The organism is Chitinophaga costaii (assembly GCF_900094705.1).
Classification (GTDB): Bacteria; Bacteroidota; Bacteroidia; order Chitinophagales; family Chitinophagaceae; genus Chitinophaga; species Chitinophaga costaii.
This window is the reverse complement of sequence record NZ_FMAR01000002.1, coordinates 269,108-285,714: the sequence shown is the minus strand read 5'-3', so window position 1 is coordinate 285,714 and position 16,607 is coordinate 269,108. Positions and strand designations below refer to the sequence as shown.

At 47.3% G+C, this 16,607-nt stretch carries 14 protein-coding genes and 1 riboswitch; of the genes, 6 read left to right on the top strand and 8 right to left on the bottom strand.

From position 1 onward, the window contains the following. Positions 1-75: 75 nt before the first annotated feature. On the top strand, positions 76-429 hold the full coding sequence (locus tag GA0116948_RS04360; RefSeq protein ID WP_089709388.1) for a winged helix-turn-helix transcriptional regulator: 354 nt from the start codon (positions 76-78) through the stop codon (positions 427-429). Positions 430-469: 40 nt separating this feature from the next. On the opposite strand, the gene GA0116948_RS04355 is transcribed toward GA0116948_RS04360, so the two are convergent. From GA0116948_RS04355 to gcvT, 4 genes are all read right to left on the bottom strand, one after another. Further along, the gene (locus GA0116948_RS04355; protein WP_089709387.1) at positions 470-4,213 is read right to left on the bottom strand and encodes a DEAD/DEAH box helicase; all 3,744 of its coding nucleotides are present in this window, start codon (positions 4,211-4,213) and stop codon (positions 470-472) included. 233 nt (positions 4,214-4,446) lie between these two features. After that, positions 4,447-5,175, bottom strand: coding sequence for a 2-phosphosulfolactate phosphatase (locus tag GA0116948_RS04350; protein WP_089709386.1), 729 nt, complete (start codon positions 5,173-5,175; stop codon positions 4,447-4,449). Positions 5,176-5,244: 69 nt separating this feature from the next. Beyond that, positions 5,245-5,718: an SRPBCC family protein gene (locus GA0116948_RS04345; protein ID WP_089709385.1), complete on the bottom strand. Its 474-nt coding sequence runs from the start codon at positions 5,716-5,718 to the stop codon at positions 5,245-5,247. Positions 5,719-5,910: 192 nt separating this feature from the next. Then, positions 5,911-6,996 (bottom strand): glycine cleavage system aminomethyltransferase GcvT, encoded by a 1,086-nt coding sequence (gene gcvT, locus GA0116948_RS04340; protein WP_089709384.1) that lies wholly within the window; start codon positions 6,994-6,996, stop codon positions 5,911-5,913. 185 nt (positions 6,997-7,181) lie between these two features. On the opposite strand from gcvT, the gene GA0116948_RS04335 reads away from it, so the two are divergent. The 4 genes from GA0116948_RS04335 (at position 7,182) to GA0116948_RS04320 (ending at position 10,985) form a co-directional block, all read left to right on the top strand. Continuing rightward, positions 7,182-8,414, top strand: coding sequence for a M28 family peptidase (locus GA0116948_RS04335; RefSeq protein ID WP_089709383.1), 1,233 nt, complete (start codon positions 7,182-7,184; stop codon positions 8,412-8,414). Between the two features lie 10 nt (positions 8,415-8,424). Then, a complete protein-coding gene (locus GA0116948_RS04330) occupies positions 8,425-8,841 on the top strand; it encodes a hypothetical protein (RefSeq protein ID WP_089709382.1) in 417 nt (138 codons plus the stop codon). Between the two features lie 87 nt (positions 8,842-8,928). Next, a complete protein-coding gene (locus tag GA0116948_RS04325; protein ID WP_089709381.1) occupies positions 8,929-9,873 on the top strand; it encodes an aldo/keto reductase in 945 nt (314 codons plus the stop codon). A gap of 35 nt (positions 9,874-9,908) precedes the next feature. Further along, positions 9,909-10,985: an oxidoreductase gene (locus GA0116948_RS04320; protein WP_089709380.1), complete on the top strand. Its 1,077-nt coding sequence runs from the start codon at positions 9,909-9,911 to the stop codon at positions 10,983-10,985. A gap of 66 nt (positions 10,986-11,051) precedes the next feature. On the opposite strand, the gene GA0116948_RS04315 is transcribed toward GA0116948_RS04320, so the two are convergent. The 4 genes from GA0116948_RS04315 to GA0116948_RS20975 form a co-directional block, all read right to left on the bottom strand. Beyond that, complete coding sequence (locus GA0116948_RS04315; RefSeq protein WP_089709379.1) at positions 11,052-12,398, bottom strand: amidohydrolase family protein; 1,347 nt, start codon at positions 12,396-12,398, stop codon at positions 11,052-11,054. A 104-nt stretch (positions 12,399-12,502) separates the two neighbouring features. Beyond that, the gene (locus GA0116948_RS04310; RefSeq protein WP_089709378.1) at positions 12,503-13,717 is read right to left on the bottom strand and encodes a trans-sulfuration enzyme family protein; all 1,215 of its coding nucleotides are present in this window, start codon (positions 13,715-13,717) and stop codon (positions 12,503-12,505) included. 151 nt (positions 13,718-13,868) lie between these two features. After that, positions 13,869-13,971, bottom strand: a riboswitch (SAM riboswitch). A 105-nt stretch (positions 13,972-14,076) separates the two neighbouring features. Further along, positions 14,077-15,552, bottom strand: coding sequence for an alpha-amylase (locus GA0116948_RS04305; protein ID WP_089709568.1), 1,476 nt, complete (start codon positions 15,550-15,552; stop codon positions 14,077-14,079). Between the two features lie 14 nt (positions 15,553-15,566). Continuing rightward, positions 15,567-15,719 (bottom strand): lmo0937 family membrane protein, encoded by a 153-nt coding sequence (locus GA0116948_RS20975; protein WP_108675033.1) that lies wholly within the window; start codon positions 15,717-15,719, stop codon positions 15,567-15,569. A 317-nt stretch (positions 15,720-16,036) separates the two neighbouring features. On the opposite strand from GA0116948_RS20975, the gene GA0116948_RS04300 reads away from it, so the two are divergent. After that, positions 16,037-16,498 carry a ferritin-like domain-containing protein gene (locus tag GA0116948_RS04300; protein ID WP_089709377.1) on the top strand — a complete coding sequence of 154 codons (462 nt, stop codon included), beginning with the start codon at positions 16,037-16,039 and terminating at the stop codon, positions 16,496-16,498. Positions 16,499-16,607: the final 109 nt, after the last annotated feature.

The following is a 16,607-nucleotide window of genomic DNA, read 5'->3' as shown; positions in this document are numbered from 1 at the left end:
TTTGTATCAAGTATGCACTTTTTTGTAGGCTACACACCAAAAGGATACTATTGTTGACTGTCAATAATTAAAAGTATGGCTATCGAAAAAAATAAAGAGAAGTTCGCGATCTGTGCAGTAGATTATGCGTTTCGTCGTATCGGGGGAAAGTATAAGGGACGTATTCTCTGGCACCTTCATATACACCAGGTATTACGTTACGGTGAGTTAAGAAAAACCATATTGGACATTACACCCAAGATGCTCTCACAAACACTAAAGGAGTTAGAATTAGATGGACTCATTCACCGAGAATCCTATCATGAGGTACCACCCCGGGTTGAATATACACTTACGCCGGTGGGCATAGAACTGATACCTGCGATCGGCCAGTTATTTAAGTGGGGTTTTAAGCAATTGGAAAAGGGAAAGGCAGCGAACATGCCCTGAGAGTAGTCAACAGCAAGATCCCTGCAAATAAAGATTACACTTAGCTGAACAGATACAATACATCCTCCTTAGTCAGCTTCTTTATAAAGCCAGTATCGTCGGCAATAATCTCCTTCACTAGGGATTTTTTCCGCTCCTGCAATTGCAAAATCTTTTCCTCCACAGTGTCCTTACAGATCATACGGTAAGCAAAGATGTTTTTAGTTTGCCCAATACGGTGGGTACGGTCTATGGCTTGTTGCTCCACTGCAGGGTTCCACCAGGGATCTACGATATACACGTAATCTGCTGCCGTTAAGTTCAGGCCTACACCACCTGCTTTCAGGGAGATGAGGAATACCCGGCACTCATCATTGTGCTGGAAATTCTGAATAGCTCTTTCCCGTTCTGTGGTAGAGGTACTGCCATCAAAATATTCGAACGGAATGTTCAGTTCCTGCATTTTAGAACGGATAAGCCCCAGCATGCCAAGGAACTGGGAAAACACCAGCACTTTATGATGACCAATATTTTCGGCTATCTCCCGTGTCAGTTCATCCAGCTTCACGGAATAATTGGGATATTGATCGGCTTCATTCAGGATGGCGGGTGAATCACAGATCTGCCTCAATTTCATGAGGCCCTGCAAAATGGTAAGCTGGGAGCGTTCCATGCCTTGGTCCTCAATCACGCCCAATATTTTGGAGCGGTAGGTATTGCGGTAGGCGTCATAAATCTGCCGTTGCTCGCTTTCCATTTCACAAAAAATAACCGTCTCAATTTTATCAGGCAGATCTTTGGCCACCTGTTCTTTAGTACGGCGCAGAATGAATGGGTAGATCAGTTTACGCAAATGTTCCTTGCGTTCTTCATCCTGAAATTTATCGATCGGCGTAGCAAATTCATTGCGAAAAAAGTCTACACTGCCCAGCATACCCGGGTTCAGGAAATGCATCTGCGCATAAATATCAAATGTATTGTTCTGCATGGGCGTACCACTCAGCGCCAAACGGTTTTTAGTATTGAGCAACTGCGCCGCCTTGGTTACTTTAGACTGCGGATTTTTAATGGCCTGGCTTTCGTCCAGCACCACATAGTCCAACGCTATTTTCATGAGCAACTGCACATCACTGCGCAGCGTGCCATAGGTGGTAATAATAATATCAAACCGTTCTAAATCTTCCTGCTTTTTAAGCCGGGTGGCACCGTGATGAATATGGTAGGTCATCTCGGGCGTAAACTTTTTGATTTCACTTTCCCAGTTATAGATCAGTGTTGTAGGGCATACCACCAGCGCGGTGCATTTGCCATCGTGTTTGTTCTTGTAATGTTGGATAAAAGTAAGCGCCTGTATGGTTTTACCAAGCCCCATATCATCTGCCAAAATGCCGCCCCACTTCACTTCATCTAGGTAGTTCAGCCACTGGAAGCCACTCTCCTGGTAAGGCCGCAGCGTGGCCTGGAGGTTGGAGGGCAGGGAAATGTTACGGATCTCGTCGAACTGCAATAACTTTTTGCGCTTTTCTTCCAGTTCCGCCAGCACCGCCTCATCGTCGATGAACTCATACAGCTCATCGATTACGCTGAAATTGTATTTAGAAAGTTTTAACCCTTTATCTTTTTCCTCCCCAATTTTAAACAGCAGTGAGTACTTGCGCAGCCATTCCTCGGGCAGCAATCCCAGCGAACCATCTGCTAGCTGTACGTAATTCTGCTTGTTTACCAGCGCATGTTTGATCTCTTTAATGCTTACCTTCTGGTCGCCATAAAGAATTTCCACCTGCGCATCAAACCAATCTATGCCGGAACTAATCTGCAGATTAGTAACAGGTTTGTGGCTGCTGAACTTAAAATTCCGCAGGTTATCGAACCCGAATACGCGCACGTTCATTTCCTTCAGCGTATCGAAGAAAAGGAAAAACCAATTGTTTTTGAGCGCATCTTTAGAACGCAGGTAAAAATAGTTGTTATTGCTCGGTGCAGAGAAATTGGTGTGCAGGCTCCGTATTTTTTCTACGAAGTTATGCTCTGCCTCTTTGTTGCGATGGATGATCAGCACGCGGTTGCCTTCCTGTATGGTAATGCGCGGCTCGTCATTCCACTCCACTTCTTGCCCATGATAGGCAAACCCTGGCTGGATGATAAAAGTCTCGCCCATTTCTTTAAGGTAAATGCGGGGTTCTGGTGCAATGTCGTCTACTTCGGCCAGCAGGGAACGGTCGTACTGAATATCATACTGCTTGCTCAGTGGCAACAAGAAATCTTTCAGGTAATCGGCCCATTCGCCGGCGGCCACTTTCAGCACGCCCTGCTCCATGAAGCGGGCAATGTACTGGCTGTCTTTCGGATGCTCGAAAGCATACAGCGTATTTTTATACAAAAAGAGTAATGGACTGGCCCATTCATTGGCCGATACATTTACCCAATCATCTTCAATATTTACCCAGCAGCTTACTTCAACGCCTTCCTCCCCGATGTGGGTGCGAAATTGCAGGGTCAGGGTATGCTGAGACACGCCAACGGGTATTACATGCTTCGTCTTGAAAGGCTGATGGTTGGGCAGGTAAAAGTTTAGCTTCTGGTTTTCTAACTGCGGCAGGAGCTTTAGCACCTTGGGATGCAGATATTCCAGGATGAGGTCTTTGGTCTCTGCTGGTAAATCTTCATCATTTTCAGTGGTGATGTTTTCCCATATACCGGCAAAGGGCGAGTTCTTGCTCAAATATTTACTAACCTCGCTTTGCTGCAATTTGCGCACGGGGGCAATGAGCTCCCGGTCGCTTTCCCGATACTGGTAAAAATCAATATACTTGGTAAGGTCTAGTTTGTTGATTAGAGATACAAAAGCCGTTTCCTCATCATTGGTTTCGCCATTGATCAGATCCACTTTAAAATAAGGGAATAATTTTTCATTGGCATTCCACACCACGCCCATGCGCCGATTTACCAGCAGCGTCTCCTCCGCCGCAGAAGTTGGTTGGGAAACAGGTACAGCATTCGTATTTACCGGAGCTTCCACCCGCTTAATAGTAGGGTCCAGCACCCGCAGGAAGGGTTTGCCATCCATGTAGGTAAAGGTGAACTTTCCTTCCAGGTTATCGTTGAGGGAATACCCGTAAATGGCCAGCAGTTTGTTCTTCTCCTTATCCCAGTTACGCAGGGTATCAAAATAATACGGCCCGTTCTTCTGCAGTAATTGCAGGAACAGGGCGGTTTTATGCATGCACAACGCATGGCCCTGCTCATCACAGGTACAGTGCGTGTCAAAAAAACGTTCTTCGTTGCGTTGAAAAATAAGGGGATATTCCTTGCCATCGGCTTTCAGGGAAGCTTCTACGCGCTCATCTTTGGCCAGGATAATCTTGGCTGCATGATGGCGGAGAATTTTTTCCGCTTCTGCAAATATAAACTGCGACGTAAGCAGTTTAATGGTTTTCAGGTCTATGAATTTCATCTTCACCAGCGTGTGCTGCTGGTCAAAGGTGGTATCAAAAGTTTCAAAGTGATTTTTATCCAGCATCTCCTGCAAACTAAAGAGCGCCGCAGCCTCATGCCGGCAGATATCGCCCAGGTTGTAAGGACATTGGCAACGGATCGACATATTGGTCGGTTCGTTGTATTTACTGATGGTAACTTTATAAAAATTAGCGTGGGTATCGCTTTTCACCCGGAAATTGGCCAGCTTCAACAATGGATCGGCGTCCAGGAGTTCTACCCCGCCTGTAGAAAAAATACGCTTGCCCCGACGTATAACTTCGTCGGTACCATTATTATAAACGTATTTCAGCAAATGGGGCAGTGACATAGTAATCCTTGCCGCTTTTCTTCACCACACCACTTAACTAAAAAAGTTAGCAGGTTGTGAAAAGGCAATCCACAAAAGTAAGCATAAAAATCCAAAAAACTGACAGGGTGGGGCTACTGGCTCTCCTGCTACTGCCCGTAAAATAGCCCTGCCAGCACGTATACTGGCCGGGCAAACACATTTAATAAATTATAATTTCTAGTATTGTAAATGGCAACCTATAGCAGACTCTTCTATTGGTGGTAAGCCACCAGTTCATTGTTTACCAGCAAAGGCAGCACATTGGCCCCGTCTGGCGTAAGGCAGTAACGGATATCGTCTTCCAGCCCGAAACCAGACAGGCGCTTGAAGTGGGTGGCACCCTGCATGAAGGTAAAGAGATCGTCTTTGCCCGCCAGGTAAGTGCTTTCAGATAGCAGGGCCGAATCGCAGTTGACCGTAAAATGATCGCGGATGCGGTTTACCACCGCGCCGGCAAAGAGAGTGTCTTCCATATTCACCCGGTCTTTCCAGGCCGCGCAGCCCAGGAGCACATGCTGCTTTTGCGCCACCAGGTAATCGCATACCGCGCTCAGGTTTGGAAAAGAGCCTGTAATGATCTGTTTGGCATCTTTGGCCATGTGCAGGAGTTTGGTGCCATTGGTAGTGGTCAATACCAGTGTTTTGCCTTCCACGAAATTGCGGGGGTATTCGAAAGGCGAGTTTCCATATTGCAGACCATCGGCAATTTTGCCATCGCGCTCACCGGCAGTAATAGCACCCAGGGCCTGGCCTATGCGAACACATTCGGCCACATCGGCCACCGGGATCACCCGAACTGCCCCATTGTACAACGCTGTACAAATGGTGGAAGTGGCGCGCAATACGTCAATAATTACAACAATGCTGTCTTTTACATCATACAAATGCAACAGGGCCGGCGACATACATACTTCTAGCCGCGGCTTAATAGATTCGCTCATTCACTTGGAGGTCTTATGCATGCCTAAACGGTCAATGCACTATTAAATAATCAATGTCTGCAATTTTGTTTAATCTAGCACCACCCGCCACTTCTCCGATTCCGCAAATTCTTTCACCGTCTGGTTACGGAGCTGCAACAAATTGGTCATGTACCGCAGCAAATAAAGACGGTTAAACCATCGCCCAAATGGGCCATACGGGGTAGAAAAATTCAGTATGTCGATGGCTATCGTACCATTGCCAATCTCTTTAAAATAGTGTTCATGCCGGAAGGACCGGAAAGGCCCGTCCGTCATTTCATCACAGAAGTATTGCCAGGGTTGCATGGCAACAATCTTGATGGTCATTTCCCGCAACCTGCCCAGGTGTCTGGCTTGCCAGGTTACCGTTTCGTTATATTCAATGAGCCCGCTGGTGCGGCCTTTTACTGCCTCCTCCTTAGTATGCTCCATACTTCGCTTATGCAGGGTGATACTGCGGCTCAGGTCAAAGACCCGCTCCAGCGGTGCATGAATAACGGTGGTCAGATGAATGGTAGGCATCAATGATATGGTTAAGGTTTTTTCAAGAAAAGCAGGTCCGCTCCCTCCCGGGGCAGACGCGCTGGCATAGGTAGCTAAATTACTGCCTTTTCCGTAAATTACTTATGCCCGCGCCCGCTTTATCGCCTTAAAACGCAACCGCCGCCTACATTTTCATGCAGCGGCGGTTATATCTTTTCCTTTACCATTGGATTAGGCAAACGGCAATTTTACCACCTTGGCTTTCAGTTTTTTATCGCGCACCGAAATGAAGATTTCACTGTCGGGCGAGGCATGTTCCAGCGCAACATAGCCCAGGCCAATTGCTTTTTGCAACGTAGGGCTTTGAGTGCCGGAGGTTACACGGCCAATTTCCTTACCGGCAGCGTCTACGATCTGGTAGTCGTGGCGGGCAATACCTTTATCCACCATTTCAAAACCTACGAGTTTCTGTTTAATGCCGGCCTGCTTCTGCGCCTCAATAATAGGACGGGCGGTGAAGTCTTTGGTGAACTTGGTGATCCAGCCCAATCCTGCTTCCAGTGGTGAAGTGTTGTCGTCTATATCATTGCCATACAGGCAGAAACCCATTTCCAGCCGCAGGGTATCGCGGGCGCCCAGGCCTATTGGTTTCAGTCCTTTGGGGCCGCCGATAGCGAAAAGTGCATCCCAAATTTTGGAAGCCGCGCCGGCGGTGTCCTCAAAATAAATCTCCACCCCGCCAGCACCGGTGTACCCGGTGGCGCTTATCAGTACATTCTCTACGCCGGCAAAGGTGCCTTTGGTAAAAGTGTAGTATTTTAAGCCCGCCAGGTCTACATTGGTCAGGGGTTGTAACATGGCCGTGGCGTTGGGGCCCTGGATAGCCAGCAGGCAGGTTTTGTCGGAAATGTTATGCATTTCCACATTGCCCGTATTATGTTGAACAATCCAGTTCCAGTCTTTTTCTATGTTACTGGCATTTACCACCAGCATATACACCTTGTTTTCTTCAATGCAGTATACCAACAGGTCGTCTACAATGCCGCCTTTATCATTGGGCAGGCAACTGTACTGGGCCTTGCCGGCAGTTAGTTTGGAGGCGTCGTTACTGGTTACGCGCTGGATGAGATCCAGGGCGCCTGGGCCTTTCAGCATAAATTCGCCCATGTGGCTTACGTCGAAAACGCCGGCATTGTTGCGTACTGCCGCGTGCTCGTCGTTGATCCCAGAGTAGGAAATAGGCATGTTGTATCCTGCGAATGGTGCCATTTTTGCTCCAAGATCCAGGTGTTTTTGCGTAAAAGGTGTTTGCTTCATAGCGCTGACAGTTTTTTGTTGTACCGCATTCAGGCCGCAAAAATAAGGGATCGCTGCCTGAAAAAAAGCCCTGCTCCCTTAATATCGCAGGAAGCTGATCGAATACCGGCGCCAAAGCCCTTGGATTGTCATAGAAAGGTTTCGTGCAATCCGCTTATTTTTGTACCAGTTAAAAAAAATACCGCGTGAAGAACTGTATTGTGTTATTGCTCCTGGCCACCGTGCCTGCCTCCGCCCAGAAAAAGGCCGATCGCAAAACACTGGAAAACCTGCAAACCACGGTAGCCGCCCTCCATGCTGCCAACGGGGAGCTTCCCGGTACACCGGGCGAACAACGCGCCGCTGCCTGGATTACGGCCCATATGCAACAGGATGGACTGCTGCCCAAAGGTGATAGCGGCTTTCTCCAGGTATTAACTATAAAAGATGCCCGCGAAACCGCCCCCACCGCCCAACTCATTATTAACGGCCACCCGCTTCTACCAAACGATCAGTTTTACGCACTGCCCTTTAGTGCCACCAAAGCCGTGCAGGGAGAGGTGGTACCGCATTTGAACGAACCCAATAATATATGGCTGGTAAATTTGGCCACCCAAGACGTATCCGCCACCCGGCTATTGGATAATCTTCGCAATCAAGCCATCGAAGCCACCCGCACCGGCGCCAGCGCAGTGGTGTTTTACAACGGAAAAGTAAGCCCCGCCGAGCTAAAAAACTGGAGTAGCATGAATCCTAAACCCCTGGCTATTCCAGTACTTTGGGTGAGCGAACCCGCCGCAAAAAAATGGATGGGTGATGACGTAGATAACTTTAAGGTGACGATGAAAGTGGCCTTTGAACAAGTACATACCACCGCTACCAATGTGCTGGGTTATATAGACAATGGTGCTCCGCAAATTGTGATCATTGGTGCACCTTACCATTTTCTTACTGCCAGTGTTCCGCCAAATGATGACGAGGCCAGTGCCGCCGCTGCCCTTTTAGAACTGGGACGCCTGCTGAAAGCCAGCAACCTGCATAACAATAATTATCTGTTGATTGCCTTCTCCGGCGAAGAAGCGGGTAAAACGGGCGATCATCATTTTGCCCGCCACCTGGTGGTAGACAGCAATAACATTAACTACTCACTGAAACTGGATAGGCTAGGCGGCCTTTCTCCACAGCAAGGCTTGTTAATACAGGGTAGCAGCGGATGCCCGGTGTGGACCCAGTTGCTGAACAATGCTAGTCCCAAAGGAATTAAAGTGAATTACGATAGCAGCGCCCTGTCAAGGGAAAACCGGCCGGAGCTGGTGTTTTCAGCACCCGCCCAGCCTTCCGGCCCCTTGAATTACAATGGCACACTTGACATCGTAAAAATGATCTACCATCTTATCGAAAACGCCAACAGCCAGGGAAAACTGGCTAGTCAGCCATAAACATCATTACATGCTACTTAGAAAAACCGTTACCGGCTTAGCCATCGCCTTTAGCCTGGCTGCCTGCCACCAACCCAATCCAGCCAAGCACGATACCGCTGCTTATGACGTGATCCGTGATAAATCTTACCTGGTAAGGGAAAGCAAGCCCCTCACTAATACGCCGGCAACAGATAGCGTGCTGGCCAAGAAGGCCACCTTTATCGCTTACCTGGAAAAACAGGGCTTTAAGCGCCATGTTATTCAGCAAGACAGTCTGCTGTTTCACCGGGAGAACAGCCTCGAAGTAGAAATGATATTGACTCCACCCACAGATATCTGGGATATGCAAACTATTATCGTTTTCGATCCTGCCAAAAATCCTTTCTTTGTAAACCTTCACCGCGATAGCACCCAACTCGTGCATTACGTAGAAAGCAAGCCTTAAAATAGCGGGTGGCAAACTGCGTTAACCGTTGTAAATTGTAAAGCCATTCTACCGGAAATTATTTTTTTATTCATGAAATCATGCACAATGGAAAAAAGAACACTGGGAAAGTCAGCACTGCAATTGGCACCCATAGCATTTGGCGGTAACATTTTTGGATGGACAGCAGATGCCAGCACCTCCTTTACCCTTCTGGATGCCTTTACCGATGCCGGATTTAACTTCATCGACACGGCAGACTCTTATTCATCATGGGTATACGGGCACAAGGGTGGTGAGTCGGAAACCATTATTGGCCAATGGCTTAAAAAAAGCGGTAAGCGGGATCAGGTGATCATCGCCACCAAAACAGGTGCCAAAGGCACCCTGGGCGAATCCCTGCAAAAAGATGGGATCCGCAAGGCAATAGAAGCTTCATTGCAACGCCTGCAAACAGATTATATTGACCTTTATCAAAACCATTACGACAACGGCACCACACCGGTGGAAGAAACCCTATCGGTATTTGGAGACCTGATTAAAGAAGGCAAGGTACGCGTCATCGGTGCGTCCAATATTACGCCCATACGCCTGAAAGCTTCCCTGGATGCCGCCTCCCAGGGACTACCCCGCTACGAAAGCCTTCAGCCGCTTTACAATCTTAGCGACCGCAAACCGTATGAAACAGATTTTGAACCACTCGCCACGGAATATGGCTTTGGCGTTATTCCTTATTATTCACTGGCTAGCGGCTTCCTTTCCGGCAAATACCGCAGCGAGGCCGACCTCCATAAAAGCCCGCGCGGACAGGGCATCAAAAAATACATGGATGCCCGCGGCATGCGCATTCTCAACGCCCTGGATGAAGTAGCCAAGCGCTACCATGCTACACCATCCGCCATAGCCCTGGCCTGGTTAATGGCAAGGCCCAACATTACTGCACCCATTGCCAGCGCCACCAGTACGGAACAACTGAAGTCATTGATACAGGCTACACAGTTGGACCTGGATCGTGATGCCATCGAACAACTGAATGTAGCCAGCACCTATTAAACACACCACCTTTTATCATCTAACCAGCGGAACATATGACCATTAACGTAGGCCTGATCGGCTTTGGTGCCGGCGGGCGTATTTTTCATGCCCCCTTCATCACCAATGTTGCGGGATTGCATTTAAAACGCATCCGGGAGAAAAGGCCAGAGAACCTGGCCTACATCAAAGCCCAATATCCTGACACGGAAATCGTATCAGAAGCGAATGAAATCATCAATGATCCTTCCATAGACTTGGTAGTGGTAGCTACACCAAACAGCTCCCACCTCCCACTGGCCAAAGCAGCTTTGCTGGCCGGCAAACACGTGGTGGTAGAAAAACCTTTTACCATCACTAGTGCCGATGCAGATGAACTCATAGCCATTGCAGCACAGCAAAAACGAATACTCACTGTACACCATAACCGCCGCTGGGACAGTAATGCGAAGACCGTGGAAAAAATTATAAAGGGCGGCATGCTAGGCACGCTCGTAGAATTTGAAGCGCATTACGACCGCTTCCGCAATTATTTCCGGCCAGGTGCCTGGCGGGAAGAAGATATGCCCGGTGCCGGTATCTGGTACGACCTGGGCGCACACCTGGTAGACCAGGTACAACAGCTTTTTGGCCTGCCTACCGCCATCACGGCAGATATTCGCATACAACGCCCCGGCGGAAAAACTATCGATTCGTTTGATGTGCGCCTGGACTACCCCGGACTTAAAGTAACGTTAAAAGGCGGAATGCTGGTGCGGGAACCGGGTCCTACTTTTTTGCTTTACGGCACAGAAGGTAGTTTTATAAAATATGGAATGGATGTGCAGGAAGATACTTTGCGGGCAGGTGGCCTGCCACATGGCAACACCAGTTGGGGCCTGGAGCCATCCAATATCTGGGGCAAGCTCAATACTACCTACAACGGCCAGCACTTCATTGGCCAGGTGGAAAGTGAACGGGGCGATTATACCGGTTTTTACCAAAACGTATATGATGCCATCACGGGCAAAGCGCCCCTTATCGTAACACCACAACAGGCCAGGAACACCATCCGCATCATTGAAATAGCCATGCAAAGCCACTCAACCCGCAAAACCCTGCCTTATAGTCCAGGCGAAACAATTGTCGTTTAATTCCTTACTAAAATTGAAAAAGGTGGCTGCGTAGGAATGCAGCCACCTTTTTATGTGTAATGCTAATTATAAACCTGCTTGTTGTACCCCATTGATCCACACCTGTGAAATGGTATGGGTGTTTCTGATATCATCCACCGGGTTTTTATCCAGTACGATAAAACTGGCTTTCTTTCCCGGCTCCAGGGTGCCTGTTTCTTTGGATACCTGCAGCATTTCTGCCGCATTTTTGGTGGCACAGGTAATGGCCTGTAAGGGCGTAAGGCCGGCCAGCACCATGAGTTCCAGCTCCAGGTGTTCAGAATAGCCCTGCGTACGTAAAAGTTGTGCGCCGGAATCTGTACCCATACATACTTTCACACCAGCGGAGTGAATTTTTACCAGGTTTTGCATAGCCGTATGAAAGGCATACATTTTCTTCTGCAGGTCTTTATCAGCCTTTGCTTTGGCCTTAAATGCAGGACTGGTAATCATCTCGTAAATACCCGGCTCCAGCGATTGTTTAAAAAAAGGATCGTTTATCCAGGGCACTGTATCGGCAGCATAAGCATAACTGTACTGGTCTAGCGAAAGGGTCGGTATGTAATAAATGTCTTTGCTTTTCATGGTTTCAATTAGCGCATCATCGATTTCCTTATCCCGGATGCTGTGTGCAATTACATCTACCCCGTTATGAATGAGGCGGCGGGCATCTTCCAGGTAATATACGTGAGCGGCTACACGTAGCCCATGGTCATGGGCGCATTTAAGAATGGTATCATAAATAGAAGCCGACATTTTAGGAAGGCTGCCATTAAAATCATCCACCCACATTTTTACAAAATCAGGCTTTTGTTTAGCAAGGACATCCATATCGCCTGCCACTTCCTGTGGGTTTTTAGGACGAAAAACTTTGCCAGCAAAGGTTATGGGCGGCCCGCCGTTTTCCACGCCAAAACCATAACCAGCGGTGTAGATGATTGCACCCGGCAACTTACCCGCACGGGAACTATCGCGCAAGCGCCAGATGGCTTCCTGATCGGTACCCATGGAAAGCACGGCACCCACCCCATAAGCCGCATATTTCTTTAGTTGGCGTTCCACATTTTCGGGAGTATAGTTGCCCGATACTGCTGTAGTATCTTTCAGTAAACCCAAGTGACCATGTGCGTTGATCAGGGTAGGCATCACCGTTTTTCCAGTAGCATCAATAACAGTAGCATCTTTAGGCAGGGAGTCTGTACCCACTTTCAAAATTTGCGATAAGGCATCACCCCGTAGTACCAGGGCTACATTGGTTTGCGGCGTACCGCCATTCCCATCTATCAGATTTACCCCCTTAATTACAGTAAGCTGCTCCCCATTTTTGACGGCAGGCTGCTGGCAGGACATAATACCAGTCAATGCGACCACGCAAAGCATCCACATTCTCATAAGCAGATTTTTCCGCAGAAGCCTCAAAATACACGCCAATAAAACTAATACCGCCGCAAGTTATACCCTGTTTACTAAGCGTTAAAACCATCCTGCCTCCCTGCTCATAATGCCAGCGCCAACGCTAACTCCTCCTGCTCGCGGTATGCAGGTAATTTTTCTACCTGTTTTGAACTGCCTGCCCTGGCAAAAGCTTGCTCCAGGTCGGCTATCAGGTCTTGCGTTTCTTCCAGGCCTACAGACAAACGGATCAGGCTATCGGCCACACCATTGGCATGACGGATATCTTCGGGTATAGATTTATGGGTCATGCTGGCGGGGTGGCACAGCAGACTTTTAATGCCGCCCAGGCTTTCTGCCAGTTTAAAGTAGTGCGTGCTACACACCAGCGCCGTAGCGGCTGGCACCGTGTCTGTTTTTAGCGTGAAAGATACTATACCACCAAATCCCTTGGCCTGCTGCTTAGCCCTATCATGGTGTGGGTGGGAGGGTAAACCCGGATAAAATACTTTGTCTACCAGCGGGTGCTGTTCCAGATATTCCGCGATGGCCTGTGCATTGCTGCCATGCTGACGCACCCGCAGGTGCAAGGTTTCTAAACCGCGGATAAGCAGAAAACTATCGAACGGGGAAAGGATGGCACCGCATGCGTTCTGGTAAAACTTAATCTCATCTCCCAGCGCCTTTTCCTTAGTTACAACTATGCCCGCTATGAGATCGCTGTGGCCACCCAAGTATTTTGTGGCGCTATGCACCACAATGTCGGCGCCCAAAGTAAGCGGTTGCTGTAATACAGGCGATGCAAAGGTATTGTCCACACAAAGCAGCGCTCCATGGGCTTTTGCCAGGGTGGCAATGGCGCGGATATCGGATATCTTCAAAGTAGGATTGGTGGGTGTTTCCAGCCACACAAGTTTTGTTTTGGCAGTAAATGCCGCTGCTACTTTTTCTGTATCGGTCGTATCAACATACTGCACGCTGATGCCGAATTTCTTATACACTTTATCGAATAGGCGGAAGGCTCCACCGTAAATATCATCCACGGCAATAATCTCATCGCCAGCTTGTAGCAGTTTCACCACCGCATCGATGGCGGCCAGTCCACTGGCAAATGCATAGGCCGCTGCGCCTTTTTCCAGACCTGCTACCAATTGTTCCAATACGGCACGGGTAGGATTATTGGAACGGGCATAATCATATCCCTTGTTTACACCAGGAGCTTCCTGTACAAAAGTAGAGGTTTGATAAATAGGTACTGCAATAGCGCCAGTCTGCGGGTCTACGGGGATGGAGTGGATCAGTTCTGTAATGGTACTCATCGTTGTTGTTGATTTAGTTTGATGAAGGAATTGAATAAACAGGTTCCTGGTCAAAACGCTTATCAACAAAGATGGCGGGGCATAAAAAAAACCCAACCGTAACCGGATGAGCTTTATTATAAAAAAGAATTTTATAGCTAAACTGTGATCCGCATTATCTCTCCGCCATTACAGCGGATGGAAGTAGCACCTTTCCCGAAGGAAGGTTGCTAAGGTATCGTCGGGCCATATCCCTCCACCTTTCTTGATAAGCACTTAAAAGAACTGTTGCAAAGATAAAACAGAATATTTGAAACCACCAAATAATAATCTACCATTTCTGTAGACTATAATAAAGAAATATTTTACTCCATAGATTTTTAATCCTGCGCTACCCACACCGCTATTCCCTGTCGGTCAAGGTAAAAATTGGCACTGCCTTCTTCATCCACTACCAGGGTTTGTGCATGGTTTAAAAAATTATAAAATGTCTTGCCGGCAAATTTTTTATCAACGTTCATTTTGATATTTCCTCCCTCTGCCGCGCGGCTCATAATCACCACGCATCCACTGTTTGGCATATCATCAATTCCCTTCCTTACCCAGCCAATTACGTCGGCGGATACAAAGTAGTCCTGCTGCTCACCATATGCGAAATTTTTGCGTAACTCCAGTAAACTATCCAATTCTTCCACTTTGCTGATGGTGATCTCCTGGTCCTTGTCTTTGTAGGTAACGCCGTATAAGTCTGGATAAAACACACAGGGAACACCTTGCAAACGTAGTAATATGCAACCATAGGCCAGTGGCTTAAACCAGCCTTCCACGGGGCTTTCCAGCGCTTGCAGGGGCTGGGTGTCGTGATTATCTACCAGCGTAATACTATTTTCTGCATGGCTAGCCGTAAGGGTGTCGTCGTATATTTTCCACAGCTCTCTTTCCCCCTTGGAGGCCTGATGAAAATTATTATGCAAAGGGGCATCAAACAGGCTAAAGGAAAATTCTATCTTGTTCAGGTAATCGATCATCTCCGGCAAATTATTTGGTGCCCAGTATTCACCGATAACAGTCAATTCTTTTCCGGCTGCCTCGCGCATCGCCTTCACCCATTTTTTAACGAACATCCAGGAGGTATGTTTAATGGCATCCAGCCGCAGCCCGTCTATACCGGTAGTGGCGAGGTACCATTTTCCCCAGTTATATAATTCATCCCTTACGGCTGGATTTCTCGTTTCCACATCGTCGCCAATGAGGAAACTGAAGTTCCCATTCTCGGGCGATACTTCATCGTTCCACTCACCTTCACCATACTCATTCAATATTTTAAAAATACCCTGTTCTTCTGCAGGCAGGTTTTCTGCATAGTCTACCCCCGCAAAACTGTGAAAATCCCAGATGTAGTTAGAATATTTTTCCTTGCGGCCGGGGAAGGTAAATTTAGTGTATGCGGTAATCTCTATCGGTTCACCGATCATTTCATTACGATTGTCTGGGTTTACACGGCGTACAGTAACGTTCTCCTTATCGTCCCCCCCTGTACGATGCCCCATGACAATGTCTGCCAATACTTTCAATCCCTGTTGCTGAGCGGCTTTGATGGCAGCGAGATATTGATCTTTAGTACCATATTTAGTGGCCACCGTTCCTTTCTGATCAAACTCTCCCAGATCGAACAGATCGTACACATCATATCCTTCAGAAGCATTGCCCCTGCTGCCTTTGAAGGCTGGCGGCAACCATACGTGTGTAATACCTTTCGCTTTTAAGGCGGGGGCCTCTTCCTGAAAATATTGCCATAAAGCCCCATCAGCAGGTGTATACCAATGGAAAAATTGAATGAATGTTTCGTTCTGCATATTACTATTCATCTTTATAATGATCGACCACGGATTATGTTTAACAGGATGGCAATTATGGCCAGTACCAGTAATATGTGAATAATACTTCCAACAGAGTACACGAAAAAGCCAAGTGCCCAACCAATAATAAGGATAACGGCGATGATATAAAGAATACTGTTCATAAAAATGGTTTTAATCCGTTAAATTATTTAACAATTCTGTGCCAACCTGTTCTTTGGGCTAAAACCAGGCATTATCGATATTGTGCCGATAGTAAGCACATGTATTTGTAGAAGCCTTTCCCCCGTTCGGGAAAAATATCGCCCGCTGAAACACTTGTCTACATTGATTTTACACTGAAACGATTGGCAGCGTTTTTGAAACACATGATTCAGCTGCAAGTAGTATTACACTTGTACGCTACACATTTAGCCGTCTCAGCTGCACTACATTTTTGGCAGCGTGGATTGAATATTTTTAAACATAAAAAACTTAAGTTATGGCAACGAATGAAAAAGCAACAGAAGTATTGAACGATCTTGTTAAAATTAATAACGACAGGATTGAAGGTTATGATAAAGCTACCGCTCAAACACAAGACAATGATTTGAAAATTCTGTTTAAACAGATGGTAGATGAAAGCCGCAAATATGTAAATGAATTAAATCAGCAACTGAGCTTGTATGGCAAAGAAATTCAAACTGATAGTACCGTGTCTGGTAAAATCTACAGAACTTGGATGGATGTAAAACGCGCCTTCACTGGTAATGACCGTCATGCTATCCTAGCTTCCTGCGAACATGGTGAAGACGCTGCACAAAGTGCTTACCAGGATGCCCTGAATACAGATGAACCCTTGCCAAATGATCTGCGCGAGCTGATCACCAAGCAAAAGGCTTCATTAAAGAGATCACACGACATCATTAAGCAACAACGTGATCTGGAAAAGGTTTCGCAATAATTAGTATGCAGTTATAATGTAGAAAGCGGGGTGCCATAGGTACTTCGCTTTTTTTGTATGGTAAGTTGTTGAAATCCCTATATTTGAACGAGTGTATTGCACCGATCAA

Coding starts and splice junctions, on each gene's coding strand:
- GA0116948_RS04360 (WP_089709388.1), top strand. CDS start 76: ATGGCTATCGAAAAAAATAAAGAGAAGTTCGCGATCTGTGCAGTAGAT.
- GA0116948_RS04355 (WP_089709387.1), bottom strand. CDS start 4,213: ATGTCACTGCCCCATTTGCTGAAATACGTTTATAATAATGGTACCGAC.
- GA0116948_RS04350 (WP_089709386.1), bottom strand. CDS start 5,175: ATGAGCGAATCTATTAAGCCGCGGCTAGAAGTATGTATGTCGCCGGCC.
- GA0116948_RS04345 (WP_089709385.1), bottom strand. CDS start 5,718: ATGCCTACCATTCATCTGACCACCGTTATTCATGCACCGCTGGAGCGG.
- gcvT (WP_089709384.1), bottom strand. CDS start 6,996: ATGAAGCAAACACCTTTTACGCAAAAACACCTGGATCTTGGAGCAAAA.
- GA0116948_RS04330 (WP_089709382.1), top strand. CDS start 8,425: ATGCTACTTAGAAAAACCGTTACCGGCTTAGCCATCGCCTTTAGCCTG.
- GA0116948_RS04325 (WP_089709381.1), top strand. CDS start 8,929: ATGGAAAAAAGAACACTGGGAAAGTCAGCACTGCAATTGGCACCCATA.
- GA0116948_RS04320 (WP_089709380.1), top strand. CDS start 9,909: ATGACCATTAACGTAGGCCTGATCGGCTTTGGTGCCGGCGGGCGTATT.
- GA0116948_RS04315 (WP_089709379.1), bottom strand. CDS start 12,398: ATGAGAATGTGGATGCTTTGCGTGGTCGCATTGACTGGTATTATGTCC.
- GA0116948_RS04310 (WP_089709378.1), bottom strand. CDS start 13,717: ATGAGTACCATTACAGAACTGATCCACTCCATCCCCGTAGACCCGCAG.
- GA0116948_RS04305 (WP_089709568.1), bottom strand. CDS start 15,552: ATGCAGAACGAAACATTCATTCAATTTTTCCATTGGTATACACCTGCT.
- GA0116948_RS20975 (WP_108675033.1), bottom strand. CDS start 15,719: ATGAACAGTATTCTTTATATCATCGCCGTTATCCTTATTATTGGTTGG.
- GA0116948_RS04300 (WP_089709377.1), top strand. CDS start 16,037: ATGGCAACGAATGAAAAAGCAACAGAAGTATTGAACGATCTTGTTAAA.